Annotated in this window: 24 protein-coding genes; 6 read left to right on the top strand and 18 right to left on the bottom strand. The window is 67.7% G+C overall.

Annotation, left to right across the window (positions count from 1 at the left end):
- The first annotated feature begins 103 nt into the window (after window positions 1-103).
- The gene (locus K0O62_RS04380; RefSeq protein ID WP_073857127.1) at window positions 104-949 is read left to right on the top strand and encodes a type IV toxin-antitoxin system AbiEi family antitoxin; all 846 of its coding nucleotides are present in this window, start codon (window positions 104-106) and stop codon (window positions 947-949) included.
- A gap of 61 nt (window positions 950-1010) precedes the next feature.
- Here K0O62_RS04380 and K0O62_RS04375 read toward each other — a convergent pair whose 3' ends face one another.
- The 9 genes from K0O62_RS04375 to K0O62_RS04335 all read right to left on the bottom strand — a co-directional run bounded on the left by K0O62_RS04375 (window position 1011) and on the right by K0O62_RS04335 (window position 8247).
- Complete coding sequence (locus K0O62_RS04375) at window positions 1011-2066, bottom strand: lysophospholipid acyltransferase family protein (RefSeq protein ID WP_073857128.1); 1056 nt, start codon at window positions 2064-2066, stop codon at window positions 1011-1013.
- A 36-nt stretch (window positions 2067-2102) separates the two neighbouring features.
- Entirely contained in the window at window positions 2103-3158 is a 1056-nt protein-coding gene (locus K0O62_RS04370) for an SDR family oxidoreductase (protein ID WP_073857129.1), read from the bottom strand.
- 29 nt (window positions 3159-3187) lie between these two features.
- Window positions 3188-3289 carry a 30S ribosomal protein bS22 gene (locus tag K0O62_RS04365; RefSeq protein WP_003402602.1) on the bottom strand — a complete coding sequence of 34 codons (102 nt, stop codon included), beginning with the start codon at window positions 3287-3289 and terminating at the stop codon, window positions 3188-3190.
- A gap of 113 nt (window positions 3290-3402) precedes the next feature.
- Window positions 3403-3633, bottom strand: a complete 231-nt coding sequence (locus tag K0O62_RS04360; protein WP_057170115.1) for a cell division/environmental response transcriptional regulator — start codon at window positions 3631-3633, stop codon at window positions 3403-3405.
- A 137-nt stretch (window positions 3634-3770) separates the two neighbouring features.
- Window positions 3771-4622, bottom strand: a complete 852-nt coding sequence (gene proC, locus K0O62_RS04355; protein WP_073857130.1) for a pyrroline-5-carboxylate reductase — start codon at window positions 4620-4622, stop codon at window positions 3771-3773.
- A 28-nt stretch (window positions 4623-4650) separates the two neighbouring features.
- Window positions 4651-5466, bottom strand: coding sequence for a thioesterase family protein (locus K0O62_RS04350; RefSeq protein ID WP_073857131.1), 816 nt, complete (start codon window positions 5464-5466; stop codon window positions 4651-4653).
- Window positions 5463-6308 (bottom strand): sugar phosphate isomerase/epimerase family protein, encoded by an 846-nt coding sequence (locus tag K0O62_RS04345; protein WP_073857132.1) that lies wholly within the window; start codon window positions 6306-6308, stop codon window positions 5463-5465. Before K0O62_RS04345 ends, K0O62_RS04350 begins: the two co-directional genes overlap by 4 nt.
- The gene (locus K0O62_RS04340) at window positions 6308-7270 is read right to left on the bottom strand and encodes an Rv0497 family membrane protein (RefSeq protein WP_073857133.1); all 963 of its coding nucleotides are present in this window, start codon (window positions 7268-7270) and stop codon (window positions 6308-6310) included. The genes K0O62_RS04345 and K0O62_RS04340 overlap by 1 nt, the downstream gene beginning before the upstream one ends.
- Window positions 7267-8247 carry a Ppx/GppA family phosphatase gene (locus K0O62_RS04335; RefSeq protein ID WP_073857134.1) on the bottom strand — a complete coding sequence of 327 codons (981 nt, stop codon included), beginning with the start codon at window positions 8245-8247 and terminating at the stop codon, window positions 7267-7269. Before K0O62_RS04335 ends, K0O62_RS04340 begins: the two co-directional genes overlap by 4 nt.
- Before the next feature lie 13 nt (window positions 8248-8260).
- Here K0O62_RS04335 and K0O62_RS04330 point away from each other — a divergent pair, with 13 nt between their 5' ends.
- Window positions 8261-9070 (top strand): DUF3109 family protein, encoded by an 810-nt coding sequence (locus K0O62_RS04330; protein WP_372512796.1) that lies wholly within the window; start codon window positions 8261-8263, stop codon window positions 9068-9070.
- A 276-nt stretch (window positions 9071-9346) separates the two neighbouring features.
- Entirely contained in the window at window positions 9347-10852 is a 1506-nt protein-coding gene (locus tag K0O62_RS04325; RefSeq protein WP_073857199.1) for a sugar transferase, read from the top strand.
- Between the two features lie 7 nt (window positions 10853-10859).
- Here K0O62_RS04325 and K0O62_RS04320 read toward each other — a convergent pair whose 3' ends face one another.
- Entirely contained in the window at window positions 10860-13622 is a 2763-nt protein-coding gene (locus K0O62_RS04320) for a cadherin-like domain-containing protein (protein WP_079244222.1), read from the bottom strand.
- A gap of 312 nt (window positions 13623-13934) precedes the next feature.
- Window positions 13935-14879 carry an amino acid--[acyl-carrier-protein] ligase gene (locus tag K0O62_RS04315; RefSeq protein WP_073857135.1) on the bottom strand — a complete coding sequence of 315 codons (945 nt, stop codon included), beginning with the start codon at window positions 14877-14879 and terminating at the stop codon, window positions 13935-13937.
- A gap of 75 nt (window positions 14880-14954) precedes the next feature.
- On the opposite strand from K0O62_RS04315, the gene K0O62_RS04310 reads away from it, so the two are divergent.
- Window positions 14955-15197, top strand: coding sequence for an acyl carrier protein (locus K0O62_RS04310; protein ID WP_073857201.1), 243 nt, complete (start codon window positions 14955-14957; stop codon window positions 15195-15197).
- A 15-nt stretch (window positions 15198-15212) separates the two neighbouring features.
- On the opposite strand, the gene K0O62_RS04305 is transcribed toward K0O62_RS04310, so the two are convergent.
- The 6 genes from K0O62_RS04305 to K0O62_RS04280 all read right to left on the bottom strand — a co-directional run bounded on the left by K0O62_RS04305 (window position 15213) and on the right by K0O62_RS04280 (window position 23274).
- Window positions 15213-16364 carry a YveK family protein gene (locus K0O62_RS04305; RefSeq protein WP_073857136.1) on the bottom strand — a complete coding sequence of 384 codons (1152 nt, stop codon included), beginning with the start codon at window positions 16362-16364 and terminating at the stop codon, window positions 15213-15215.
- A gap of 152 nt (window positions 16365-16516) precedes the next feature.
- The gene (locus K0O62_RS04300) at window positions 16517-17533 is read right to left on the bottom strand and encodes a cellulase family glycosylhydrolase (RefSeq protein WP_165636996.1); all 1017 of its coding nucleotides are present in this window, start codon (window positions 17531-17533) and stop codon (window positions 16517-16519) included.
- Between the two features lie 98 nt (window positions 17534-17631).
- The gene (locus K0O62_RS04295) at window positions 17632-18726 is read right to left on the bottom strand and encodes a glycosyltransferase family 4 protein (RefSeq protein WP_073857138.1); all 1095 of its coding nucleotides are present in this window, start codon (window positions 18724-18726) and stop codon (window positions 17632-17634) included.
- On the bottom strand, window positions 18723-20213 hold the full coding sequence (locus K0O62_RS04290) for a flippase (RefSeq protein ID WP_073857139.1): 1491 nt from the start codon (window positions 20211-20213) through the stop codon (window positions 18723-18725). The genes K0O62_RS04295 and K0O62_RS04290 overlap by 4 nt, the downstream gene beginning before the upstream one ends.
- Window positions 20213-21577: an O-antigen ligase family protein gene (locus K0O62_RS04285; RefSeq protein ID WP_079244784.1), complete on the bottom strand. Its 1365-nt coding sequence runs from the start codon at window positions 21575-21577 to the stop codon at window positions 20213-20215. The genes K0O62_RS04290 and K0O62_RS04285 overlap by 1 nt, the downstream gene beginning before the upstream one ends.
- Window positions 21574-23274: an alpha/beta hydrolase family protein gene (locus K0O62_RS04280; RefSeq protein ID WP_073857140.1), complete on the bottom strand. Its 1701-nt coding sequence runs from the start codon at window positions 23272-23274 to the stop codon at window positions 21574-21576. The genes K0O62_RS04285 and K0O62_RS04280 overlap by 4 nt, the downstream gene beginning before the upstream one ends.
- Window positions 23275-23620: 346 nt before the next feature.
- On the opposite strand from K0O62_RS04280, the gene K0O62_RS04275 reads away from it, so the two are divergent.
- Both K0O62_RS04275 and K0O62_RS04270 read left to right on the top strand, forming a co-directional pair.
- Complete coding sequence (locus tag K0O62_RS04275) at window positions 23621-24694, top strand: glycosyltransferase family 4 protein (protein WP_234800150.1); 1074 nt, start codon at window positions 23621-23623, stop codon at window positions 24692-24694.
- Entirely contained in the window at window positions 24691-25758 is a 1068-nt protein-coding gene (locus tag K0O62_RS04270) for a glycosyltransferase family 4 protein (protein WP_073857141.1), read from the top strand. Before K0O62_RS04275 ends, K0O62_RS04270 begins: the two co-directional genes overlap by 4 nt.
- Here the strand turns inward: K0O62_RS04270 and regX are convergent.
- Entirely contained in the window at window positions 25740-26426 is a 687-nt protein-coding gene (gene regX, locus K0O62_RS04265; protein WP_073857142.1) for a two-component sensory transduction protein RegX, read from the bottom strand. The two genes, K0O62_RS04270 and regX, sit on opposite strands and share 19 nt — an antisense overlap.
- Between the last annotated feature and the right edge of the window lie 9 nt (window positions 26427-26435).

Here is a 26435-nt window from a genome sequence, read left to right as displayed (position 1 = left end):
CGCCCAGTGAGACGTTCGCGTGCTTTTCGGGCACGTTTGACCACGAAAGCGTCCCATTCGGGGATGCCTGGATCCGAATAGCCGGTCGCTGCGTCTACCGGATGTGCAGGTTCCGTTCCTCGGGTCGGCGGCCATCGCCTCCGGTGAGCTCACCCCCGCTGCGCTGCGCCGCTGGTACCGGCCGATCTTCCGGAATGTCTACGTCCCCGTGCGGCACCAGGTTGACCTCTGGGACCGACTCAAGGGGTTGATGCTTGCCGCACCGGACGCCGTGGTCACGGGTGTCGCGGCATCCGCGGTGCACGGTGCGAAGTGGGTGGACGCGGACACCCCCATCGAGGTGATCTCCTCAGCGCGGCCCCAATCGGGGCTGATCCGGCGCAGGGAGACCCTGCACCCCGACGAGATCACGGTGCTGTCGGGGGTGCGCGTGGCGACAGTCCCACGGACCGCATTCGACCTTGCCCGACACCTGCCCCGGGACCGGGCCGTCGCCCGCCTGGACGCGTTGATGGGTGCCCGACGATTCCGGATGGACGAGGTCCACTCGCTGGTGGAACGTCATCCGGGATCGCGCGGCCTGCGCCGGCTGCGCATCGCGCTACCACTGGTCGACGGGGGCGCGGAGTCGCCGCGGGAGACCCGGCTGCGACTGCTGTTCATCGACGCGGGTCTGCCGGCGCCGACCACACAGGTGGTGGTCCGCGACGAGCTCAACCGCTACATCCGCCGCATCGACATGGTCTGGGAGGAGTACAAGGTCGGCGCCGAGTACGACGGCGCACAACACCTCAGCGACCGAACCACCTACGCCAACGACGTCAAGGTCGCGCGGGTGCTGCGACGCCTGGGCTGGCATGTCGTGCACGTCATCAGGGAGGACCGGCCCGCCGACATCGTCACCGAGGCCCGCAACACGCTGTTGACCCGCGGCTGGATTCCCGAGTGAGACGCTGTTGCGCTCAAACGGCTCGCGAGAGAGCAGGAACGTCTCGCTCGCGAAAGAGGCCTCAGCCCAGGAAGGTGTTCCGCCGGTTGGCCAGCAGCTGATAGAGCGTGTGCTGGATGGTCTCGCGGACCTGGTCGGTCAGCTCGAAGGTCACCATCGGATCGTCGGCGGCCGACTCGTCGTACCCGTCGGTGGAGATCTGCTCGCCGAATTTGATGTGCCACTTGGACGGCAGCGGCACCAGCCCGAGCGGCCCCGCCAGCGGGAACAACGGGGTCACCGGGAAGTACGGCAGACCCAGCACCCGCGCCAGCAGCTTCAGATCGCCGATCTTCGGGTAGATCTCCTCGGAGCCCACGATGGAGCACGGCACGATCGGCACCTGGGCGCGTAGCGCGGCCGAGACGAACCCGCCGCGGCCGAACCGCTGCAGCTTGTAGCGATCCTTGAACGGCTTGCCCAGCCCCTTGAAGCCCTCCGGGAACACTGCGGTCAGTTCACCGGCGCCGAGCAGGCGGTGCGCGTCGGCGGTGCAGGCGACGGTGTGGCCGGCCTTGCGCGCGGCCTGCCCGACCCCCGGCAGGTCGAACACCAGATCCGCGGCCAGCGAGCGCAGCACCCGGTTGCGTGGGTGATGGTCGTGTACTGCCACCGAGAGCATCAGCGCGTCGAACGGCAGCACACCGGCGTGGTTGGCCACCACCAGCCCCGCCCCGTCGAGCGGGAGGTTCTCGATACCGCTGACCTCAACCCGGAACCAGGACCGGAACAGGGTGCGCAGCACGGGCAGCACGACGGCGTCGTTGAGGTGTTCGTCGAAGCCGAACTCGTCGACGCTGTAGTCGCCGGTCATCCGCTTGATGACGAAATCGGCGAGGGCGGTGATCGCTTGCGCCCACTCGTTGGGGGTGTCCTCTTCGGCCGGATGCCCCCTGCTCTGATCGATTTCGCGGACGACCGCGGCCATCTGATCAGCGGAGGCCCGGGTATCGGGATCGGTCAGCAGGGAGGGGTGCCTTCGTGCGCTGTCGGCGCGCTGAGCCGCCCGGCGCTGAGCCGAGGCACGACTCGAATTCGCATGCAGCGGAATCACTTTCGCCTTTGAATCACCCGACACGCGATATCCCCCTCCCCAGCCCGATATCGAGTCTGATCACCCACCGACGCGCTGCGCCAACGCCACTGCACGACTCTCCATCGAGCGTACCCATTTCGGATCGACGATCGGAGTCAGACCACGTCCCCGCACGTAATCGTCAAAAGCCTCTGCCGTCGTCCACTTAGGGTTATACCCTAGGTCGTTGCGCATGCGCGCGGTGTCCATCACCCGGCCATAGCTCAGGTAATTCAACTGCTCACGATCGAGTTCGGTGTAACGCGTTGCGCGCCTGAGGGAATCGACCACCGCCAGCGCCGACCGCGGCACCGGCAACGCGATGCGGCCCGACCTGCGGATCGCCTGACTCATCATGATGAGCCCGGACGCGCCGATGTTGAAGGTGCCGGCGCGACCGGCGACGGTGGCCCGCTCCAGAGCGCCCAGGGCGTCCTGCTCGTGCAGCAGCTGCAGGCGCGCATCGTGGCCCAGTACCGAGGGCACCACCGGGCCGGCCAGGTACCGGGACAGTGCGGTGTCCATCGCGGGCCCGATCATGTTGGCCAGCCGCAGAATCGTCACCGCGATGTCCGGGCGCCGCCGGGCCAGCCCACGCGCGTAACCCTCGATGTCGATGCTGTCGCGGGCGAACCCGTCCGCCGGTGGACGGCGCGCACCGGTGTCCTCGGTGAACAGCACCGGGTCACGCGGGCTCGACCCGTACACCTCGGAGGTCGACTTGAGGACGACCCTGCGGACCGACGGCGCCTTCTGGCAGGCCGCGAACAACTGGATCGCACCCATGACGTTGAGCTCTTTGAGGGTGGCCCGTCCGCCCGCCCGGGGCGCGTACGACGCCGCCGCGGCATGCACGACGGTGTCCACGTCACCGTTTCGGATGACCTTGGCGATGAACGGGTTGCGGATGTCGGCGCGCACGAATTCGGCGCGCCCCATCCGACGAAGTAGATCCTTGCTCGGCGCGATGGCATCGACCGCGATGACGTGATCGATCGCGGGGTTCTGCGCAAGCCGTGCCGTCAGGTATCCGCCGAGGAATCGGCAGGCGCCGGTGACCAGCACCACCTTGGGTTCGGTCGCCTGCGCATCCATCGAGCCAGCCTATCGGCGAGAGCCGAAAACTACTTACCGAGTTTTCTGCGCTGCACCCGAGTGCGACGAAGCAGCTTCCGGTGCTTCTTCTTCGACATGCGCTTACGCCGCTTCTTGATAACTGAACCCATGAACTCCGCTACCTACCGATAAGTGAACTGACCGAATTACCTTACCCGGGCACCCCGGCATAGCGGAAAACGCGTCCCCGCTTCGCCTCGGATCCACCCGGACCCCGGTGCGATCAGCCTGCGTCGAAGTACGACGTCTCCAACAGATCGTGAACCGCCTTGGCGTGCACCCGGAACGACCGACCGACCCGCACTGCCGGCAGTTCGCCGTTGTGCACCAACCGGTAGACGGTCATCTTGCTCACTCGCATCAGGCTTGCCACCTCGGCAACAGTGAGAAATTGAGCCTTCGGCTGGCCGTCGCCGGCGGAATCCCGCGCCGATGGCCCGTTCAATGACGTCATCGCAACCCAATCCATAAGGCACGGCCGGGCCAGCGGCTTCCCCACCGCTGGCACGTACGCGTGCATACACGAGGAGAATAGCGTGGCCACTGGGGTTATTGCGACGGGTGTGGGCTAATCCGTCCGAAATTGGTGAACTACTCGGATGTAATTCCTAGCTGCTCAGAGCGCTTTTTTGCCGCCGCGATGGCGTCGGAGACGGCGCTGCGCAGCCCCCCGCGCTCGAGTTCCCGCAGACCAGCCGCGGTGGTGCCGCCCGGGGACGTCACGATGGCCCGCAGGGCGGCCGGCGAGGTGTCCATGACACCCGGCGGGGTGCCGTCGCGGCGGTCCAGCAACATGGCCGCCGAACCGGCCATGGTGTGCACCACGAGATCGGTGGCGACCTCCCGGCTCAGGCCGGCATCCACACCGGCGTCCACGAGCGCCTCGACCATCAGGAAGAAGTACGCGGGCCCGGAGCCGGACACCGCGGTGACCGCGTCCAGCTGCTTCTCGGCCACCGTGAGCACCTCGCCGACGGTGTCGAAGATCGCCGACACTTCCTTGAGTTGTTCGGGCGTCGCGAAGCGGCCTGCTGCCAGCGCGCTGACGCCACCGCCGACCACCATCGGGGCATTGGGCATGACCCGCACCACCGGGGCGCCTGCGGGCAACTTGGCCTCGTAGAACGCCGTGCTGACGCCGGCGGCCACGCTGACGAAGACCTGTTCCTCGCTCTCGCCGTCCGCCTTGGCCACCGCCTCGGCGATCTCCGCGGTCACCGGCTCCACGTCGGCCGGCTTCACGGCGACGATGATGTAGGTGGCGTTCTCGGCGGCGTCGGCCACCGAGGTCACCAGCACCGAGTAGGTGTCGGCCAGTTGTTTGGCCCGGTCCGGATTCTTCTCGGCGACGACCAGATCCTTGACCTGCCGGCCTGCCCTCAACAACCCCGAGAGCAGTGCTTCGCCGATACTTCCTCCGCCGATGATCGCAATTCTTGCCACGGGGTGCAGTTTCCCACGGTGGCCGAGATCAGGTCGAAGGCACCAGTGCGAGCTGGCGGGTCTGCACCACGATCCGGCCCGCGGAGTCCACCACCACGTGGTCCTCGTCGAACCATTCCTGACCGATCTGGGTCGTCGTGCACAGCACCCGCAGCCAGCCGTTGGCCGGACGGGCCCGCAGGAAGGCCGTCAGCTGCACCGTGGGCGCCCAGCCGAACCTGCGCACCCCGAACGTCACCGGGGCCGACACATCGCCGCACAGCAGGGCGAACAGCACGTCCGGATCGCCGCCGCGGGGGCGCACCCAGTACTCGATGACCGGCGGCCCACCGTCGGAGCGCGGCTCCATGGTGGTCAACGACGGCCGGATGTCACAGCCGTGGGCCAGGTGCACGATGTCGGCCATCGGATGCCCGGGCCCGATCGGCTCCAGCCCGGGCGGGGGCTCCGGCGTCATCAACGGCACCACCGGGTTCGTCGACAGCAGCGGCGGCGCGTCGTGTTCGGGCACGCCCAGCGTGATGGCCGCCCGCACCGCCACCCGGTCACCCTGCATGAGTTCGACGTCGACCAGGCTGATCCGCCGGCCCCGCTTGCGGACGGTCGTGACCACCTGCAGCGCACCGGGATCCGGCGCCCACAGAAAATTGCCGGACACGACAATAGGCTCGTTCGGTTCTCCGCCCGGGGTCGCGAGCTCGGTGCGCGCGGCATTCGCGCACAGCGCCAGCATCGCCCCGCCGTGCACCTTGGGCCCGATCGTCCAGTGCTCGTCGAGCACGCCGTGGTACACCCCGCCACCGGCCGATTCCAGCCGCATGGCATCGCTGAACAGCACACTCATCGCAGCAGGTGCTCCCGGGCGAACTGCAGGGACTCGGTCAACAGAACATCCCGTTCGGCGGCGGTGCGCGCACCCGAGGTGGTGACCTCCAAGATGACGTGGCCGGTGAAATCGCTTGCCGCCAACTGTCGGCAGATCTCCGCGGCCGGCTGGGTGCCGCGTCCGGGCACCAGATGCTCGTCGGTGGACGCCCCGCTGCCGTCGCACAGATGCAGGTGCACCAGCCCCTCACCCATCCGCTGCGCCAGCTCCAGCGCATCGGTGCCCGCGGTGGCGCTGTGCGACAGGTCCAGCGTGAAGTGCGCGTGCCCGCCGTCGAGCGGGTCGTAGGACGGCGCGAACGCCGAGATCGCCGGTCCCGGTCTGCCGCCGCGTTTGCGCATCCGCTCGATCGAGGGCTGCCCGGTGCCCCAGAACCTGTCGGCACGGAACGGGAACATGTTCTCCACCGCGACCATCACGTCGCTGCCGGATTCCAACTCGGCAACCAGCCCGCTGAACCCCTCGGCGTAGCGGCGCTGCCAGCGGAACGGCGGATGCACCACCACCGTCTGGGCGCCGAGCTGCTCGGCCGTCCGGACGCTGCGTTCCAGCTTCGCGATCGGGTCCGCACCCCAAACCCGTTGGGAGATCAGCAGACAGGGCGCATGCACCGAGAGCACCGGGACGCCGTACTTGCGGGACAGTTCCTCGACCGCGCCGACGTCCTGGCTGGCGGGTTCGGCCCAGACCATCAGCTCGACACCGTCGTAACCGAGACGCGCGGCGTGCTCGAAGGCCGCCTCGATGCGCAGTGGATACACCGAGGCGGTGGACAGGCCGACCTTGATCGCGGGGCGCACTAGGTGGACTGCAGCAGCGCCAGAGGTCCGAGCGTCACCATCGCGCCAACTGCCACCGCGATGAGCGTGCTGGCGATGTCTTCGGTCTTACGAACCACCCGCACACCCACCACCAGGCCGAGGATCACCAGCACCGACAGCGCGAGCGCCACGATGTTGTTCCACTTCCACAGCTGATCGAAGGCGATGAACAGGCCCGCACCCAGCGCGACGGCCAGCACGCTCTGCACAACGATCCAGAACCCGCGCAGGAACGGCGACTGTTCCGATTCGTGATCGGATGCACCGGCCTCATCCAGCGGCTCGTCGACATCGATCGCCACCTTCTGGGTGTCCCCGAGATCGCGCCGGGCGGCGTCGTCGGCGACCGAATCCCCGCCGAACAGCGTGTCGGCCGGCGACTTCAGATACGACGGCCGGGTCTTGACGGTGTCGCCCTCGTCCTCGGCGGCCTCGTCTTCGTCCAGGTCGTCGAGCAGCGGGTCGAAGGTCATCTCCTCGGCGCCGCCGGACGGGGGATGCGGTGCGTGCTGCTTCTTCAGCAGGTGCGCATGCCGGCGCGGGGTGGCCTCCACCGGCGCGACCTCGTCGGTAGCGGCCTCGACGGCAGCGGCCTCGACGGTGTCCGCTGCTTCCGCTTCGGACGCCTCGGCTTCGGGCTCCTCGGCTTCGGGCTCGGCCTCGGGTGTTGCCGCCTGGGGTTCTTCGAGTTCTTGGCCGGCCGGCTCGTCGACCGGGGTCTCCGCGGCCGTCGGCGGCTCCGCCACGACCGGCTCGGAGGCCTCGTCGAGCCTGATGATCGGGATCTCCCCGGTCAGTTCGGCGACGGTGACGGCATCCGCGTTGCCACGGCGACGCCTGCGCCGGCCGCCGGGAGCCGGAGCCCCGATGTTGCCGTTCTTGGCGAGCAGTTCTGCGACGGATATCGGACGGGTAGCGGTGTTATCGCTTGGTTCTGTCATCGTGTGTTGCCCTCGGGAGTTGCTGGGGTGGTCTCGACCAGGGCGGTCCCGTCGGCTTCACTGTCGAGTTTCCGCAGGATCAGACCTTCGCGCAACGCCCAGGGACAGATCTGAACCGTTTCGAGACCCAAAGCCCGCATACTCGCCTCAGCTACCAATGCGCCCGCCACGATTTGTGGCGCCCGTTCGGCACTCACCCCTTCCAGTTCTGCTCTGTCGGCCGTAGTCATCCTAGAGATGAACGCGATCAACTGCCGCAAACCGGTGGCGGTGAGCTCGCGTTTCACCCGCGCCCCGGCCCCCGAGGGCGCCGCCCCGGTCAGCCGGGCCAGCGAACGGAAGGTCTTCGAAGTGGCCACCGCCAGGTCCGGGGTGCCCGCGCTCTGCATCACCGAACCGGCCTCGGACAGCTCGGTGGCCAGCCAGTCCCGCAGCATGGCGACCCGACGTCGTCCCGGCGGGTCCTCGCCCAGCCATTCCCTGGTCATCCGCCCGGCGCCGAGCGGCAACGACATCGCCACCTCGGGCTCCTCGTCGACACCGCTGGACAGTTCCAGTGACCCGCCACCGATGTCGATGTTGATGATCCGGCCGGCGCTCCAGCCGTACCAGCGGCGCACCGCGAGGAAGGTCAGCCGGGATTCGTCGACCCCGCTGAGAACCTGCAGCCCGACCCCGGCCTCGGCCTGCACCCGGGCCAGCACCGCCTCGGAGTTGGTGGCGTCCCGCACGGCCGAGGTGGCAAAGGCCATCAGTTCCGAACAGCCCGAACTGGTCGCGATCTTGGCGAACTCGTCGACGGTCTCGACCAGTTTGTCCGCGCCCCGGCGGGTGAGCTTGCCGGAGCTGTCGATCGCCTCGGCGAGGCGCAGCGCAGCCTTGGTGGAACTCATCGGCGTGGGGTGGCCGCCGCGACGGGCGTCGACCACCAACAGATGCACCGTATTGCTGCCCACATCCAGCACGCCCAATCGCACGCGACCAAGGTTAGTGGGTTTACCGTTGACAACTGTGAGGACATCACCCGTCGGAGGCATCGGTGGCGAAGTCGAACTGGACTTCGCCCGGGAATGGGTCGAGTTCTACGACCCCGAGAATCCCAACCATCTGATCAAGGCCGACATGACGTGGCTGCTATCCAGGTGGACATGCGTTTTCGGCACCCCCGCCTGCCAGGGCACGGTGGTCGGCCGCCCCGACGACGGATGCTGCTCGCACGGTGCGTTCCTCTCCGATGACGACGACCGCGCCATGCTCGACGCCGCGGTCGAGAAGCTGACCGCCGAGGACTGGCAGTACCGGGAGAAGGGCCTGGGCCGGAAGGGCTACCTGGAGCAGGACGAGTACGACGGCAAGCCCAACCTGCGGACCCGCAAGTACAAGGGCGCCTGCATCTTCCTGAACCGGCCCGGTTTCGCCGGCGGCATCGGGTGCGCGCTGCACTCGAAGGCGCTCAAGCTGGGCGTGGAGCCGCTGACCATGAAACCCGAGGTCTGCTGGCAACTGCCGATCCGGCGAACCCAGGACTGGGTGACCCGCCCGGACGGTTCCGAGGTGCTCAAGACGGTGATCACCGAGTACGACCGGCGCGGATGGGGCGAAGGCGGAGCGGACCTGCACTGGTACTGCACCGGGGATCCCGCCGCCCACGTCGGCGAGCGCCCGGTGTGGCAGTCCTACCGGCCCGAGCTCACCGAGCTGCTCGGCGACAAGGCGTACGCGGAACTGGCCGCGATGTGTAAGCGACGCGGGCAACTCGGCTTGATCGCCGTGCACCCCGCCACCCGCGCCGCGGAGTAGTCGAACCCTTCGAGATCCCGGAGCCGGCAAGGCTCCGGGATTTCTTTGCATATTCATTACCTAACATTGTTAGCTTTGCTATTGCCCCGCTAGTTAATTAGTTTGGCGTGGTCGGTGTCACAGATGCCCTGGTTGTGCCGATAGCCCACCCTCGCTAAAGTCCCTTGATATCGCAGGGTATTCACCAGGGATTCTGCACACCGAGACAGGTAATACGCGATGACGTCGATCGACCTGAGTAAGCCCCGGAATTCAGCATTGCAGCAGTTCACAGGGATCGCTGGTGCGCCGGCCAAAGCTGCACAAGGGGAACCCGGGGCCACCGGCCACCGAAGCCTCTCCCCCAAGGAACAGCGCCGCCGCAGGGCATTCAGGGCGATAATCGTCAGCGATCTAGTCATTATTTGCTGCTCCACCATTTTCGGGCACATTCTGATGTTCGGCGGAACCTCGGCCCGGTTCAGCCTCGGCGCCACCGGCCTCGGCGAGGTCAGCTGCGTCTGGCTGTCGGTGACCCTGATGCTGATCTGGACCACCTTCCTCGCGGTGGGCAGCTGGTCACCACGGAACACCGGCCGCGGCGCCGACGACTACGTGGTGCTCGGCCTGGCCACCCTGCAGGTCTTCGGGTTGTTCGCCGCACTGTCGCTGCTGCTGTCCATCGACATCTCGGCCCGCTTCCTGGGCATCGTGCTGCCGCTGGGACTGGCGGGCCTGATGATCAACCGGTGGCTGTGGCGACGGGCATCCGCCCGCCGGCGCCGCCAGGGCCTGGATCAGGCCCCGCTGCTGATCGTCGGGACCGAGGCCGCAGCCCGCGACATCGCCACCGAGTTCGGCAAGGATCCGTGGGCGGGCTATCGCATCGCCGGCGTCTGCACCCCGGCCGGCCCCACGTCGACGAACGCGTCGATGTCGATCAACGGCACGACCGTGCCCATCGTCGGCATGGATCAGGCCATCCTGGACGCCGTCGCGTGCACCGGCGCCGAGACCGTGGCTCTGGCGGCCACCGATCATCTGCGCCCCGTCGAGATCCGCCGGCTGATGTGGGAACTCGACGAGGTCGGCGTCGACCTGATGATCGCTCCCGGCCTCATCGACGTCGCGAACCAGCGCCTGGTCAGCAGCCCGGTGGCCGGGATGGCCATGCTGGAGGTCACCAAGCCCCAGTACAGCCGCGCCAATTCATTGCTCAAGCGCACCTTCGACATCATCTTCGCGACCACCGCACTACTGCTGGTCTCCCCGGTGCTGATCGCCGCCGCGATCGCCGTGAAGCGGTCCGGCCCCGGGCCCGTCTTCTACCGGTCGGAGCGCATCGGTATCGACGGCACCGAATTCCAGATGACCAAGTTCCGCAGCATGGTCACCGGCGCGGATGCGCAGGTCGCCGATCTGATCGTCAAGCACAGCGGCAACAGCCTGTATTTCAAGCTCAAAGACGATCCGCGGGTTACTCGGGCCGGAAAGTTCCTGCGCAAGTACAGCATCGACGAACTGCCGCAGTTCTTCGATGTGCTGCGCGGTGACATGAGCGTGGTCGGCCCGCGGCCGCAGGTGCGCCGCGAGGTGGATTCCTATGACGATCTGGTGGGCCGCCGGCTCACCGTCAAGCCCGGCCTCACCGGCCTGTGGCAGGTCAGTGGACGTTCGGACCTGGAGGTCGAGGACGCCGTCCGACTGGATCTGTCCTACGTCGAGAACTGGTCACTGATGCAGGACATGGTGATCATCGCCAAGACGGTGACCACCGTCCTCAGAGGCAGCGGCGCCTACTGAGCTTGCGTCACAGCACCTGCAGCCCGATCCCGTTCAGCAGCACCTGATTCAACGAGTAGTCCCCCGATGGCGCGTTGGTGTAGCTCGGCATCATCGACAGACTCTGGTGCAGCGTGATGGTGTCCAACGCGATGTGGTGCAGGGTCGCGCCGTTCTCCTTGATCAGACCGAGGATCCAGGTGGCACTGCCCGGGGTGTCACTGACGGTCAGGCCCGCGATCCGCACGTCGGAGATCGATGTGTCCGGATTCCCCGCCCACAGCAGTACCCCGCCGTGCACCACCTCGGGGTTGGTGTTGCAGTTGACCAGCGTGCCGCCCAGTATCTGCACCTCGGCCACCGAATAGGTGTCGTAGCTCGGTTCGGTGGCGATGTACACGCCGGCGGCATCGGTGTTCGCGATCGTCACATTGTGGTAGGTGATGTTCTCCCCGCCGACCACGGTGACCCCACGGCCCCAGGTGGTTCCGTTCACCACGGGGTTGTTGATCACGATGTTCTTCGAGACCACACCGTCACTGCGGTAGGAGACCACCGCGATGCCGTCATCTCCGGTCCATTCGGTGTAGGCGTTGTTGACCACCCCGTCGTGGGAGCCGTTGGTCATATGGATACCGTCCGCCAGGGATCGGATGACACGCACGTTGTCGAGCTCGAAATATCCTGCGCCGGTGAGGTATACGCCCGCCCCGGCGGATCCGTCGATGGTGACATCCCGGATCGTGACGTGATCGGAGGCGATGTAGATGGTGGAGATCGGCGAGCGGGACTCGATCAGCGGGGAGGACATCGTCAGATCGTGCACCGTGACACCGTCGGCGAGGATCTGCAGCTGCGCGGTGAGATCGTCGGTCGCGGCCAGGGTGGCGCCGTTGCCGTTGACGGTCACCCCCGGCACCCGGACATAGAGCACCCCGGTGTAGCGGTAGGTCCTGGCCTCCAGGGTGAGGGTGTCGCCGGGCCTGAGATTGTCGAACATCGCCTGCAGTGCGCCGGTGCTGTCGACCGGCGGCGCGGCCTGCACCGTCACGGTGGTGTCGGTCGCAAGCCGGCCGTCGCTGACGGCGACGGCGAACGTCATCGGCCCGGTCACCGATCCGGGCGTGAAAGTGTATGTGCCGGAGGCATCCACGACGACGGTTCCACTGCGCGGGGGTGTGGTGACGGTATAGGTCAGCACGTCACCGTCGGGATCGGTGACGTTCAGTGACCCGGTGACCACACCGGTGTCCGGGTCGGGCAGCCCGACCGTCGGCGTTCCGGCGACCGGGGCGCCGTTGGGCCGGGCCAGGGTCAACACCCGCACCAGTTTGTCGGCCATGTCGGTGACGACGAGTTGGCGACCGTCCGGGCTCAGCGCGAGCTGATGCCAATCGGTCTCGGGCGCCTTGTCGATGGCGATGGTGGTGAGCACCGTCCGGGTGGCGGTGGCGATCAGCTTGACGGTGTCACGCCCCTCGGCCACGTACAGCACGGTGCCATCGGCGCTCACCGCCACACTCTGGGGCCGCGATCCGACCGCGATCGTCGCCGTCACCACCGAGGTCACCGGGTTGATGACCGAGACGCTGTTGCTGCCGTAGTTGGCCACGTACACCATGCCGTCGGCGCCGGCAGCAACGCCGAAGGGGTTGGCGCCCACCTTGATGGTGCCGACGTTGGTGTTGGTCGCGGTGCTGATGACCGAGACCGACTTGGCATTCCAGTTGGCGACGTAGACGCTCGCGCCGTCGGCGGAGACCGCGAGGGTGCGCGGTGCGGAGCCGACCTTGACGGTCGCGATCACCGTGGGAACGGCCGGCGTCGCGTCGATGACGGAGACCGTGTTGTTGCCCGCATTGCTGACGTACAGCCGCCGGCCGTCGCCGGAGATGGCGATGCCGTAGGAATGGCCGCCGTTGATCGCCACCTTGGACAACACCGTGTCGGTGCCGGTGTCGATCACCGAAACACCCTTGTAGCCAGAGACATAGGCGCGACTACCGTCGGGGCTGATCACCACCGCGCGGGGGGTGCCGATCACCGGGATGGTGCGCACGGCGCCGGTGGCCCGGTCGACCACCGACACGGTGTTGCTGCCCGAGTCGGCGACGTAGATCTTGGTGTCCGAGACCGCCACGCCCAGCGCCTTCTTGCCCACTGCACCGGTGGACTCCGAGACGACACTGGTCAACTGGGTCGAGTCCGGGTCGGTGACGGCCCCTCGCCGGGCCCAGGCCAGCAGTGCCCAGTCCGCCGGGGAATCCGCGGGCAGCTCACCACCGGCACCGGCCCGGGCGGTCAGGCCGAACAGGTTCGACACCGCCTCGGTCAACCCTGCCAGGATGGCCGGTCGCGCCGATGCCGTCCGAACCGGTTGTAGCGGAGTCGAACCCGGATCCGGCTCCGTCGACGCCGTGACGCTGGGCGTGGGCTCCGTTGCCGGATCCTCGTTCTCGGTGACGGTCCGGGTGCGCTCGCGCAGGGTGTCCGTGTCGTCGTGCCGTTCGGCGGTGTCGTCGGGTTCCGTGACCGCCGGCCGCGGCGGCGCAGGAGGTCGCGCCTTGCGCACCGACGTGCGGCAGGTCTCACATCCGGCGGCAGTCTCCTTACCGGTGAACGGTCTCATCGTCCGCTCGGCCGGACCGGACGACGAGGACTCCGAGGACACGGTGGCCGGCCCGGTTTCCGGCGCGGCCCATCCGATCGCCGGTGCGCCGACCATCGCGGACCCGATACCCAGCGCCACCGCCAGCCCGCCGACCCGACCGATCCGACTCGCGTCAATCATTGCCACCCTCTCCCAGGTGCCACGACATCGACGCGGTGCGGCCCATGCCCGGGTCTGCGATCATGTCGGATCGGCGAGCGGTTCACCGATCTTTCCGGCGACTTCCGCTGGACACCGCGGGCCTGCACAGTCCGCACCCATCAGCACATGAGCCGCCGACACGCAGGGACCTGTTTGCCAGATGTGCGATCAGACGCGGAGTTTGCCACTCACGTCGCCACTGTCACCGTTGCCCAGGATTGCTCCCCGGGGAGGTGTTTGCCGCCCGGCTCCGATCCGATGCGGCGCCGTGATGAAACTGTGACCTTCGGCTCAGCGGTGCAGTGCGGCCCGGACGTCGGCCGGCCAGCACGCCGGATCGGTGCCGTGGGTGCGCAACAGCGCCAGAGCGATGCGCTCCATCCCGAACCCGACGCAGGCGCTGTGCGCCACCGCCCCGTCGGCCGTGCGCAACCCGAACGTCTCCCCGAAATGGTCGCGGTGGCAGTTTGCGGACACCAGCGCAGTGCCGTCATCGAGGTCACCGTACAAGCGGACGACGAGTTCGGTCTTCAGCTCGTCCGCACGCTGGTTGGTCGCCAGCATCTTCCCGACCCGCCCGAAGAACGGGTCGTTGGCGGGCATCGCCGCCGCGCTGAGCCCCAGGTGGGCCAGCACCGCCAGGCCGTGCCCCACCCACGCATCCCGATGCTCCTGCGCGCGCTGGGCGTCTCCCGCGAACACGTACTCGTGCATCCGGAACGCCTGCATGCGCGCCGGGTCCACCGCCGGTTCGTGCCGGAAGCAGTATCCGTAGATGTCGAGCAGTACACCGTTGTCCGGCAGGATGCCGGGCAGCGTGGCATACACCGGGTGACACGCCGCCGACACCAGCATGGTGCCTGCGGCGGCGAGATGACCGTCCCAGGGCAGACCGGCGTCACGATCGGCCAGCAGCGCCCGATGTTGCTTGTCCCCACCGGTGAACGTGGACACGGCCCCGGTCAGATTCGGGAACGACGCAATGTAATCGGTCCGCTCGAACGCTTCCCGTGGATAGACGGGCGGGAAGCGGCGCACCATCGGTTCCTCGCCGTGCACCCGGTACCCGGTCCGCCGCACCAGCGCATCGACATCGTCGACGATCGCCTCGAATGTCCCGCTGCGACCGTAGAGCCCGTCGATGCCCATCGGGATGAGCAGGTCGGCGACGACGAGTTCATCGCGGAACGCCTGCCGCGCAACGGACAGATCGCTGTGCGGAGCTTCGTTCGGCATGGTCAACGGACCCCCTGGCCGTCGTGCGTGCAGTTCGTGCCGTCTGCGATGTCCCGCGACCCTAGAATGCTCACCATGCAGGAACGAATCCGCCAGGTCCTTGCGGCACACGGCCGAATGGCCGCTGATCCCTTAGATATCGACAGCGGCGCCGACCTGTACGAGCAGGGGCTCACCTCGCATGCGTCGGTGAACGTCATGCTGGCCCTTGAGGACGAATTCGGTGTCGAGTTCCCCGACGATGCCATGAAGAAGGCCACTTTCGCGTCGATCGCCAGCATCGAGCGTGTCCTGTCGGACCTGACACCGGAGGCATGAGACTGCGGCGCCCGGTTATCCGTGCCTGGCCGGCTTGATCGCCACCAACTGCACGGGTATCCCATAGCCGTCCAGCGCATCGAACGCCGATACCAGTGCTGCGCGGCCGGCGCCCTTGGGGTCCACCACCACCACGGCCAGCGGCCGCTCGGCAGTGCCACCGTCGACCCACCAGTCCGATCCGACGGTGCGCACCGCCACCTCCGGACCTGCCGCGCCGTCCACGAATCGTTTGGCCGCACTGGAGGTGTCCGGGTACAGCACCAACGGTTCTGTGGTCGACCCGGCGACCCTGTTCAACAGGATCTGAGTCGGCGCGGGCCACCCACCACCCGATGCGGGCGCGACGGCGTAGCCCCGCTTGGCGGCGATCCGACGTACCCACGCCGCATTCGCGTTTCGCCCGATCCGACCGTTGAGGAAGGCCAGCACCTCGAGCAGCACGAGGAGGGCCACCACACCGGCGACCAGCGCCTGCTGAATCGGCTTGGGCGCCACCTTCATCGCGTTGCCCGGTGAGGACAGCAGTCCGAGCCTGGTCGGGACGGCGGCCTGCAGTTGATTGGCCCGCTGCAATTGCGCTTGGTAGTCGGCCAGGAGCACATCCCGGGCGGGCGAGGGGTCGGGCAGCATCGCCATCTGCTCGGCGGTGGCCGCGGCGCTGGACTGCAGGTCGATCAGGTCCTTTTTGACCTTGTCGTTCCAGACGTTGATCCCCGCCTCGTCGAGCGCCTTGACCGCGTTCTCGGCCAGCGCGATCGCCTCCTCGGGTGACTGTGCCGTGACGCTCAGCTGAACCAGAGCCGGCGATGTCTCCACTGCGACACTGAGCTTGCGCGCCAACTCATCCGATTTCATCGATGTCGCGGACCGCCGGGCGATGTCGTCGAGCACCGCCTTCGACTCGCTCAGCGCGAGATACGGCGGTGCCAGCATGTTCACCGTCACGTCGGTCATGTTGGTGACGTTGCCCGAGTCGATCTTGGCGGTCACACCGACCTGATACTGGGCGGGTCCGGACGAGACGACGGCATGGGTGCCGATCGCGACGATGATCGCGCCGATCAGGGCCGGGACGAACACCCTGCCCAACTCGCGCAGGTGACGGCCGACGTCGAGCGTGGGAGGTGCGTTGAAGTGCTGCCTCAGGTCACGCTCGCTCGTCACATGACGTGTCACTGTCAACTCACCGGACCCTTCGGTTTCCTGGTCTCCCCGCGCTCCACAGGACTGTAGCAAACTTTTGACACATTACGCACATCGGCTTTTCCAGTCAGTTGCATACACAGTGCGCTGTCACTGCACACAGATGCGCTGATTCAGCAAATCTCCGAATCAGTGAGACGCTGCACCGCGCGATACCCGGGTTTGGGTTCGAAATCCTCGGTCAGCAGGCCGAAGTTGTGCTCGGGATCGCGCGGATCGGTCCCCGAATCACGAATCGAGTAGATCAGGATCACCGGGACGTACCCGAGCTTGCGGGCGGCGGAGATGCCGGAGGTTAGGTAGTCGGCCTGCGCGGCACGCGACATCGACGTGGAATCCGATCCGGTGGGTGCCCCGAACTCGGTGATCCAGATCGGTTTCGTCCGATCGCCTTTGGACACCATCAGATCGTGCAGTCGCGGGATCTTCTGGAACGTGCTCCAGTTCGTGGTCGCCGGATCGGTGGGCATCCACGGATAGGTGTAGGGGTGGATGGACATGGTGTTGAACGCGCGCCGCCCGCCGCCGTCGTATATGCGTTGTGCGAAGGTGATCGGGTCGATCTCGCCGTCGGCATGGTTCTCCCCCGGTGCCAGCGCCCCGGCGATGATGTTGGCCCCCGACTGCACCGCCCGGATCGCCTCCGACGCCGCGATGAGCAGCTTCGTATAGGCGCCGGCGTCCGGGGCCGGCGACCAGAAACTAGAGCGGTTCGGCTCGTTCCAGATCTCCCAGTCGGTGATCACATCCGCGTAGCGGGTCGCGGCGGACTTGGCGAACGCCGCGAAGTCCGCCGGCTTGGCGGGCGGATAGTGACTCGCGGGGGCGCCGGGCCGGTCCACGGCCCCGGCGACCCGCGCCCACCCCGGCGTATAGGCCAGCACGCCGAGGGGCCGCATGCCGTGGCTGGTGACCGCCCGCACCATTCGGTCGATCGGCGCCCAATTGAATTGGCCGCGTTCGGGTTCGACCAGCGACCAGTCCACATCGAAGCGGAAGCGCGTCGCGCCCGCGTCGCGCGCTGCGACCATATCGCGTTCGAGGTCGGCATCAGAGGCGCGCAGAATCCAGGCGGGGGCGATGCCGATGTCGGTCGGGCAGTGCGCCGTCGGACGCGGGGACGCGGTCACCGAGCGATGCTCGTCGGACGGCGCGAGGCGCGCACACCCGGTGACGCTGAGGGCCATGGTCAGGGTTGAAGCCAGGACCACGCCACGTTGCACACGCACTACAGCCGATCCCCCGCCTGATCCAGCAGCGCATCCAGCATGGCCGGATAGGCGGTCCTGGCGTCGTGTACGTCCGCGATCCGTTGGCGCGCAACGTCGACCATCTCGGTCACCGATTCCGGATTGTCCACCGCCCAAGTGACCGTCTCGGCCAGCGCAGCGACGTCGGCCACGGGTACCAGCATTCCCGCGCCGTCCCGCAACAGCCACGAGGATCCGCCGTGATCGGTGGCGATGACCGGCAGGCCCACACTCATGGCCTCCAGTACCGACACCGGACTGGCTTCCGGGGAGGTGCTGGCATTGACCAGAACATCCCAGGTCGCCATGGTGGTCACCGCGTCGACGTGCCCGAGGAAGCGCACCCGGCCGGACAGCTCCGGGGTCTCGGACAGCCGCCGCAGTTCCGCGGCGTACTCCGCGTCGGCTTCGATTGCGGTGCCGGCGATCTCACAGTGCACGCCGGGAACGTCGGCCAGCGCGCGGAGCAGCACGCGGTGCCCCTTCCACGGCGTCAGCAGAGCCATGATGCCCACCACCGGCGGCCGCCCGCCGCGCGTGGCGCAGGTGTCGGGGATGTCGACGCCGAGCGGCGCGACCTCCACGGCGAGTCCGAGCGCCCGCACCGGCGCCGCCGTCGGAGGCGACACCGCGAAGGCGCGCCGGATCGCGGGCTTGCCGATCCGGATCATCGCCCGCTGTTTGGCTTCGTGCACCGTGTCGTGGACCAGCCAGGACGCACGCTGCGGGAGCCGGGCCAGTCGTACCGCGGGCAACGCAAGCAGCGAGTTGACGATGATCGGGCCGGCAGTGTCCGCCGCGCGCCGGATCACCACGGCGGCCCGGACCCAGCGGCGAACGAGGGTGCCCGCCGCCCGGAGCCGCGCGGGGCCCGAGGAACCACCGAGATCGAGTTCGTCGATCTCGAAGTGCTCCACCGATCGCGGCAGGCGGTCCGCCAGTGGCCCGTTCGGGCAGACGACCCGTACGTTCTCCCCGCGCGCGCAGGCGGCCTGCACCAGCTTGAGCAGGACCACCTCGGCGCCGGAGAACCGCCCGGCCCGGTTCACGAAGACGATCGGGGCCACACTCATACCGCCTTCCTCGGTCGCAGCTTGGTCAACAGTCGCCAGTCCAGGACGCGGGTCAAAAACGCTCCGGCCAGGAACAACACGACTGCGCAGACGGCGTTCACCAGCCAGGGCACCTGGCCGTCCAGTGCCCAGGTGGCCGCGCTGACGGCCACCGTGATGACCGCGATCAGCGCCAGCTTCCCGGCCGGTAACAGCCGGTCGACGGGCAGCGTACGCGCGGCCAGGACCCACATCGCCACGAACATCAGAACCTCGGTGAGAACGGTGGCTGCCGCGGCGCCGTTGTACGAGAAGTGCGGTATCAGAACGATGTTGAGGACGATGTTGAGTAGCAGCGCACCGAAGGCCACCCACGGGTAGACCCGATGCCGCCCCGCCGAGATCAGCGCGACCAGGACGACCTGGGTCAGTGCGGCGAACACGGCACCGACCAATAACATCCAGGCCGCATCGGCGCTCTCCCCGAAGCGCTGCCCGTACAGCAATGCCACTATCTCCCGGCCGGAAGCCCACATTCCCAACGCGGCAACAGATGTGAGAACCGCGACCGTGATCGCTGCGGTGCGCACGTGTCTGCGGAACTCGCTGTGCAGGAGCGGCCAGGCCGCCACCAGCAGCGTGGCGACCGGGGTCAGGATCGCGACCACGGCGTAGGACATCACATCGGCGAACTTGTAGGCGACGCTGTAGAGCCCCACCGAATCGAACTCGTCGAGCTTGCCCAGCATGAGCACGTCCACCTTGGACAGCAGCGTCATCATGCCCAGCCCGATGCTCAGCGGGATCGCCTCGACGAGCATTTCCCGCCAGTGCCGAAGCCTCGGCCTGCGGGTGATCCGTGGGCCGACCGAGCCGCGGCGCACCCCGACCAATTTCCAGACGCCGGAGAAGATCTCGTTGGCGATGGCCGGCAGGATGAAGATCAACAATCCGGGATGGGTGGTCGCGGCCAGGATGGTCAGCCCGAGCTGGAGCAGCTGTGCGAGCGCCTCGGCGGTCGCCACCGTCACCATTTTCATCCGGCTCTGGTAGAGCACCGACAGCGCATTGCTGGGGGTGGCGATCACCACCACCAGCCCGGCGATGGCGGTGGCCCGGATGACATCGCCGGAGTACCCCATCAGGACGACGTAGCCGACCGCGATGCCGTAGCCGAGTAGTCCGAGCACGGCTCTCAGTGCGACGAACGAACTCGCGAACGTCTCGGGATCGGAGTCCTCGTCGAGCAACCGGGCCAGTACCACGCGGCCGACACCGAGGTCGGTGATGATCGACATCATGCCGAGCAGACCGAAGACGAAGGAGAACACACCCCAGTCCGTCGGGGACAGCAGGCGCGCGATCAGGACCGTACCGGCCCAACCCATCACGGAGATGGCCAGGCGACTCAACAACAGCGCCAGGGTGTTCCGTCCGGCGGCGGCGGCATGGTCGGACGGTGCGGTCGGCTTGTCCTGCAGCACGGCGCCCTCGCGGTGACTGTCCATCAGGCCGCCACCAACTCATCGGACTCCTCGGCGTTCCACCGCTCGGTGCCCGCCGGGGTCTGCACCACGGCGCACCCGACCGCCGAGATCAGCAGCCAGAAGTAGAAGTCCATCGGGAAGATCTCGAAGTAGGTGCTCACCATCGACGCGAGACAGGCCCCGACGATCGACGCGCTCACACCCAGACAGAAGGCCGAATCCACGCCCCGGGTGTACCGCGACGCCCGCAACGTCGAAACCAGCACCACCACAAGCAGGGTCACGAACGCCCACAGGCCGATGGGCCCCAGCTCGATCAGGACCTTCACGTAGTAGTTGTCCGGCTGGTAGGCCAGTTCCGGGTTGAGGTTCTGCAACATCGCCAGGTAGGCGGTCGGCGTGTTCTGGGTGGCGGTTTCCAACTTCTCCGCCGCCGAGCCGGTGCTGCCCAGCCCCGCACCGAAGGGATTGGTCATCACCGCATCCCAGATCTTGGACCACCCGCTGGTGCGCTGCCCCAGGCTGGACGAGGAGAACAGGCTCTGGACGTACTGCCCCGGGATGTAGACCAAGGCCATCCCGCCTGCCAACGCGGCCAGCACCACGCCGACGACCAGGTGACGGTACCTGTGCACGATGAGCCACAGCACACCGACGATGACCGCGAGATAGGCGGCCCGCACGATCGACATGCCCATGCCCGCCAACTGGACCGGGATCAACAGCAGGAAGACCCGGTTGCGCAGCCGGCCCGGGTCGGACAGTGCGACGGCGCCGCCGACGAGTACCGCCATGGCGACGTACAGGCCGAACGGAAAGGGCTGGACGAAGGTGCTGAAGCTGCGCATGAACGAACCACTGGTGCGCAGCGCGGTGTTGTATTCGTAGCCGAGTTCGTGCAGGAATTCCTGCCCGACGAACTGCTGGACAAGACCCCAGACCGCGGTGATGACCGACACCGCCATGATGATGGTGACCAGGTGGTCCCGGTCCCGTGGGGTCATTGGGGCGTACCAGCAGATCAGTGGCACGACCGCCAGATAGAAGAAGGTGATCTTCACCGGGTAGACCGCACCCGGGAAACCGGTGGTGAGCAACGCCGAGATCACACCGACGGCGACGAACACCACCGCGATCGGCAGCCACGGCATCGATACCCCGCTGTTGGGGCGCCGGTACGGGGTGACCAGCGCGGCCAACAGGGTCACCGCGAGCAGCGCTTCCTTCCACCACACGAAGGACTGCCCGTTCGGCACGATCAGCAACATGCCGTGGAACGGGACCAGCAGCGCGGCCAGCAGCAGTCCGCGCTGCGGGCGCCGGTAGACCGCGTAGAGCGCGGCGGTCAGGGCCGCAGCCCCCAGCAGGACCAGGACAGCGGTCACAACTGGCTACCTCTGCACGCCACTTTCTCGGTCCGCCAGTCCGCATGGGCCGGCAGCAGCGGGGTGAACTCGCGCTCTGCGACAGCGCGCACACGTTCCCGGGTGGAGTTCTGAATCCCGCGCTGCAACAACGAATGATCGCCGCCGTCGGCGGCCACGACTCGCTCCGACCAACCCCGGCGGGACAGTCGTCTGACCCCACGCCGGCCCCGCTGCTGGTCGAACCAGGCGAAGTCCTCCGGGGACAACACGAGATCCACCGAAACCCCGGCCCGGTGCAGGGCAGCGAGCAGGATCTCCGGCACCTCGGTGAGACCCAGCCAGCCGATCAGCAGCCACAACCGGTACGGGAGCCACCGCCGGATCAGCTGCTTGGCCCGCACCTCGGCCGCGCCGGTCTGCGGGCCGGACAGCTCCTCGGGGCCGACCTCGACCTTGCGCAGTGAGAACGTCAGCAGGTTGACCATCACGACCGAGCGCGCGCCGCGGGTCAACGCCCCGTAGGCCGAATCCCAGGCCCCCGAGCAGACACCGGCCATCATCAGCCGGTCCGCGGGCACACCGGTCGCGTCCATCGCATGCACCACATCGGCTTTCGCGCCGCCCGAATGGAGTCGGGCGAAGTCGGTTGTGGCGTAGCCGGTCTCACCGATACCCCGACGGTCATAGCGCAGCACCGTCATACCGGTGGCGGCAAGTTCCCGAGCCGTCTCGACCCACACCCGGCCCGGACCCACCCGATGCTCGCAGGCGGTGTTGTGGATCAACAGAGCCGGCGCGTCGGGCGCGAGTTCGGTTGGGGTGGAACGTATCGCAAAGAGCCGGTCCGGGCCGAGGAATTCCAGGGTTTCCCGGACCCCGGGAGAAACGGTGGCCGCCGTCCGGACCACCGGTGCGACGTGGCACCTGCTCGCGGTCAGGGTCTCGTCCAGCCACGCCGCTATGGCGTAGAGCGAACCAACCGGGATCTCGACGACGAACGACGCGGGTTCGACGAATTCGGCCTGCCCGGCGACCGTGCGCACGGCGACATTGGGGGCCGCCTCCAATGCGGCGATCGCCGCATCTCCCGCCCGCTCCGGACGCGCCGTGACGAGCACCGGCAACCCGGGGTCGAAGGCGGTCGGAAGTTTGAGCGCCTTGAACCGCTCGGCCGCAGACACCGCCAGACTGCAGCCGAGAATCGACTGGGTCGGTCCCGCGCCGGGCTCGTCACCAACGGTCATCGTGTACAACGCCCGTTGTTCACGCAGGTACCGGCGGCCGTCGGTCACCGGATCCCACAGCACCAGCGCGGCGACTCCGTCGATCGAGTCCGCGGCGAGGCCGGCCAACAACGCGCCGGCGCGCAACCCGACGAGGGCGATGTCGGGCACACCGGCGTCGCGCAGGTAGCCGACCGCCGTGTGGATGCTCTCCAGGTAGCGCGCGACCGCGGCCGGGTCGTCCTGCTCGATGGCGGAGTCACCGGTTCCGGCGTAGTCGAAGCGCAGTACCGCGAAGCCACGGGCGCACAGCCGTTGGGCGAGCAACTTGAGGCCCCGGTAGGAGTCGAGGTGCTCCTTGCCCAGTGGCGGACAGATGACCACCCCGGCACGGGCCAGCCCGTTGTCCGGGGTGTGCACCACGCCGAACAGCGAGGTCTCCAGCGGCCCGAACCACGTCGGCCTACCTGGGGATATGTGCTCGCCACCCATTCCTGCTCCGTTCGCCGTCGAGGTGAGCCAAGAATTTGCCTCTGCGTTACCTCACACCCACCGGCGCCACGGCCGGCCTGCACGGAACATACAGCGTGCTGCGTATCAAAGCGAGGCTGCAGCAAATATCCAGCCGGTCGAATTGGTCACATGTCAGCAGCGTCAAATACCAGTTGACCGACCTTTGATCTGGCGGAATTCTCCCCGCTATGTAAAGCTAGCAAAAATCATGAGGCCGAAGTCGGCCGCCTCGTGGCGCCGGCGAGGGTGCCGCGGTTCGGGATCACAAACCCGGAGCGCGGCCCGGAGATGCATTTGCTAGGACTGCTAGATCAGGAGGAAGTGCGTGAACGTCAACCCCATGGTGGTGCACGTGGCCGAGTCCTTCGCCAGCGGTACCGCGTCCGCCATCGCGGACTTCGTGCGCAACTATCCGGACGCCGAGCATCACCTCGTGTACAGCCTGCGTGCGGAGGCCGTGGTGGCCCCGACCGAGTTCGACGGATTCACGTCCGCCATCGAGATGCCCGCGGGAACGGTGGCCCGGATCCGGTTCCTGCGCGACCGTCTGCGCAGCATGGAACATGCGGCCGACGGGGTCGTCATCGTGCACGCGCACTCCAGCAAGGCCGGCGGGTACGTCCGGATGGCGGTCCGCCGCTCGCGCCGTCGGCCGCTGTTGTACACCCCGCACTGCTACGCCTTCGAGCGGCAGGACGTGTCGTGGCCGGTTCGGCAGGCGTTCCGCGCACTGGAGTGGGTGCTGTCGTTCAATACGACGGCAGTGGGCGCCTGCTCACCCCGGGAGGCGCGACTGTCGCGCTGGGCGGCCAGCTCACCGCGGGTGGTCACCGTCCCCAACGTCCAGCCTCCGGACCTGCCCAAGGCCGAACCGTCCGGGCAGAACCGCAGACTGCGCGTCGTCGGCAACGGGCGGCTCGGGCCGCAGAAGGACCCCGAATTCTTCGCCCGGGCGTTCGCCGCGGCGGTCGCCTCCCATCCGGACATCGAAGGGGTGTGGATCGGCGGCGGCGAGAACCAGTACATCGACATGCTGCACGAGGCGGGTGTCGAGGTGACCGGATGGCTACCTCGCCAGGAGGCGCTCGACATCATGGCGACCTGTGATCTGTACCTGCACACCGCATTGTGGGAAGGCTTCCCGATCTCGATCATGGAGGCCGCCGGCATGGGTATGCCGGTGGTGTCACGGCGACGTCCCTACCTGGCCGGTGTCGACATGCCGGTGATCATCGACGCGCCCGAGGACCTGACCGCGGCGGTCGGCGAACTCCTCGACGTCAAGAGACTGGACCGGGCCCGCCGCGACACGGTGGCGGCGCTGTCCCGCAATTCCGACAGCCACCAGGCCGAGGCACTCGAGCAGCTCTACGGCCCGTTGGTCGGCGCATCTCGATGACGACTCTGCACGTCAACGGAAAGTGGTTGGCGCAGCGGCTGACCGGCACACAGCGCTACGCCGGCGAAATCGTGCGCGCCATGCTGGGCGAGGATTCCGTCGACCTTGTCGTGCATGTACCGGCCGGCGCCACCGTGCCGGACTGGATGACCCACCCGCGCGTCACGGTGCGGACCGCACCGGTGAAAGGTGTTGTGTTCGAGCAGATCTACCTGCCCGCCGTGACGGCGGGACGACTGCTGCTCAACTTCGCCGGGCCGGCACCGTTGTTGAAGAGGCGCCAGCTGGTGACCATGCACGACGCCACCCCGTTCCGCCACCCGCGCACCTTCCGCCGGGCGTTCGTGTGGTTCTACTACATTTCATACTTCCTGCTGGGCCGGCTGGCAGACCGGCTGGTGACGGTATCTCATTTCAGCGCAACCGAACTCGATGACGTGCTGGGCATCCCGGCCGAGCGCTTCACGGTGGCGGGCTGCGCCGCGGACACGCTCGTCGGCATCGCACCCAGCCGTCCCGAGCTGGCCGGTTTGACCGAACCGTTCTACCTGGTGGTCGGGACCATGGCCCGGCACAAGAACCTGGCCACTCCGGTGACGGCGGTCGCGGAGTCCGGACGCACGGTGGTGGTGGTCGGCGCGTCGGGCAGCCAGCAGGTGTTCTCCGACGCGGCACCGCTGCACGGCCGGGCCGTCATCGCGGGCCGGTTGTCGGATGCCGAATTGTCCTGGCTGTACCGCAATGCCGCAGCGCTGGTGTTCCCGTCCAAATACGAAGGATTCGGGCTGCCGCCGCTGGAGGCGCAGTCACTGGGCTGCCCGGTGCTCTCCTCGACCGCCGCATCGCTGCCCGAGATCGCGGGGGCGGGCGCGGTGTACTTCGACCCCGACGACCCGGAGACCCTGTTGGCCGCGCTGGACCGCCTGGAATCCGATCCGGCCCTGGTCGCGGACCTGCGCACGCTCGGACGGGAAAATGCCGCCCGATACCGCTGGCAGACCTCGGCGCGGACGATCCTGGACACCGTGGGCGCCCCGCAGCCCGCTCAGCCCTCCAGCTTGTAGCCCAGCCCGCGCACGGTCACCAGGTGCACCGGGTTGGCCGGGTCGGACTCGATCTTCGAGCGCAGTCGCTTGACGTGCACATCGAGGGTTTTGGTGTCACCCACATAGTCCGCGCCCCAGACCCGGTCGATCAGCTGACCGCGGGTGAGCACCCGCCCGCTGTTGCGCATCAGGTACTCCAGTAGATCGAACTCCTTGAGCGGCAAGGTGACCGACTCACCGTTGACGCTGACCACGTGACGCTCCACGTCCATCCGCACCGGGCCGACCTCGAGCACCCCGTCCGGGACGCCGGCGTCCTCGGTGTCGGCGCCGCGGCGCAGCACCGCCCGGATCCGGGCGATCAGCTCGCGCGCCGAATAGGGCTTGGTGACGTAGTCGTCGGCGCCGAGTTCCAGACCCACCACCTTGTCGATCTCACTGTCGCGGGCGGTGACCATGATGACCGGCACGCTGGATCGCGAGCGCAGTTGCTTGCAGACGTCGGTGCCGCTCATGCCCGGCAGCATCAGGTCCAGCAGCACGATATCGGCGCCGGACCGTTCGAATTCCGCCAGCGCCGACGGCCCGTCGGAGACGACGGTGGCCTCGAACCCCTCCTTGCGCAGCAGAAACGCCAAGGGGTCGGCCAGCGACTCCTCATCCTCCACGATCAACACACTGGTCATCACAGTGCC

Origin of the sequence: Mycolicibacterium diernhoferi (assembly GCF_019456655.1) — a bacterium.
In the GTDB taxonomy this organism is placed as follows: Bacteria; Actinomycetota; Actinomycetes; order Mycobacteriales; family Mycobacteriaceae; genus Mycobacterium; species Mycobacterium diernhoferi.
This window is presented reverse-complemented; position numbering and strand designations above follow the sequence as displayed.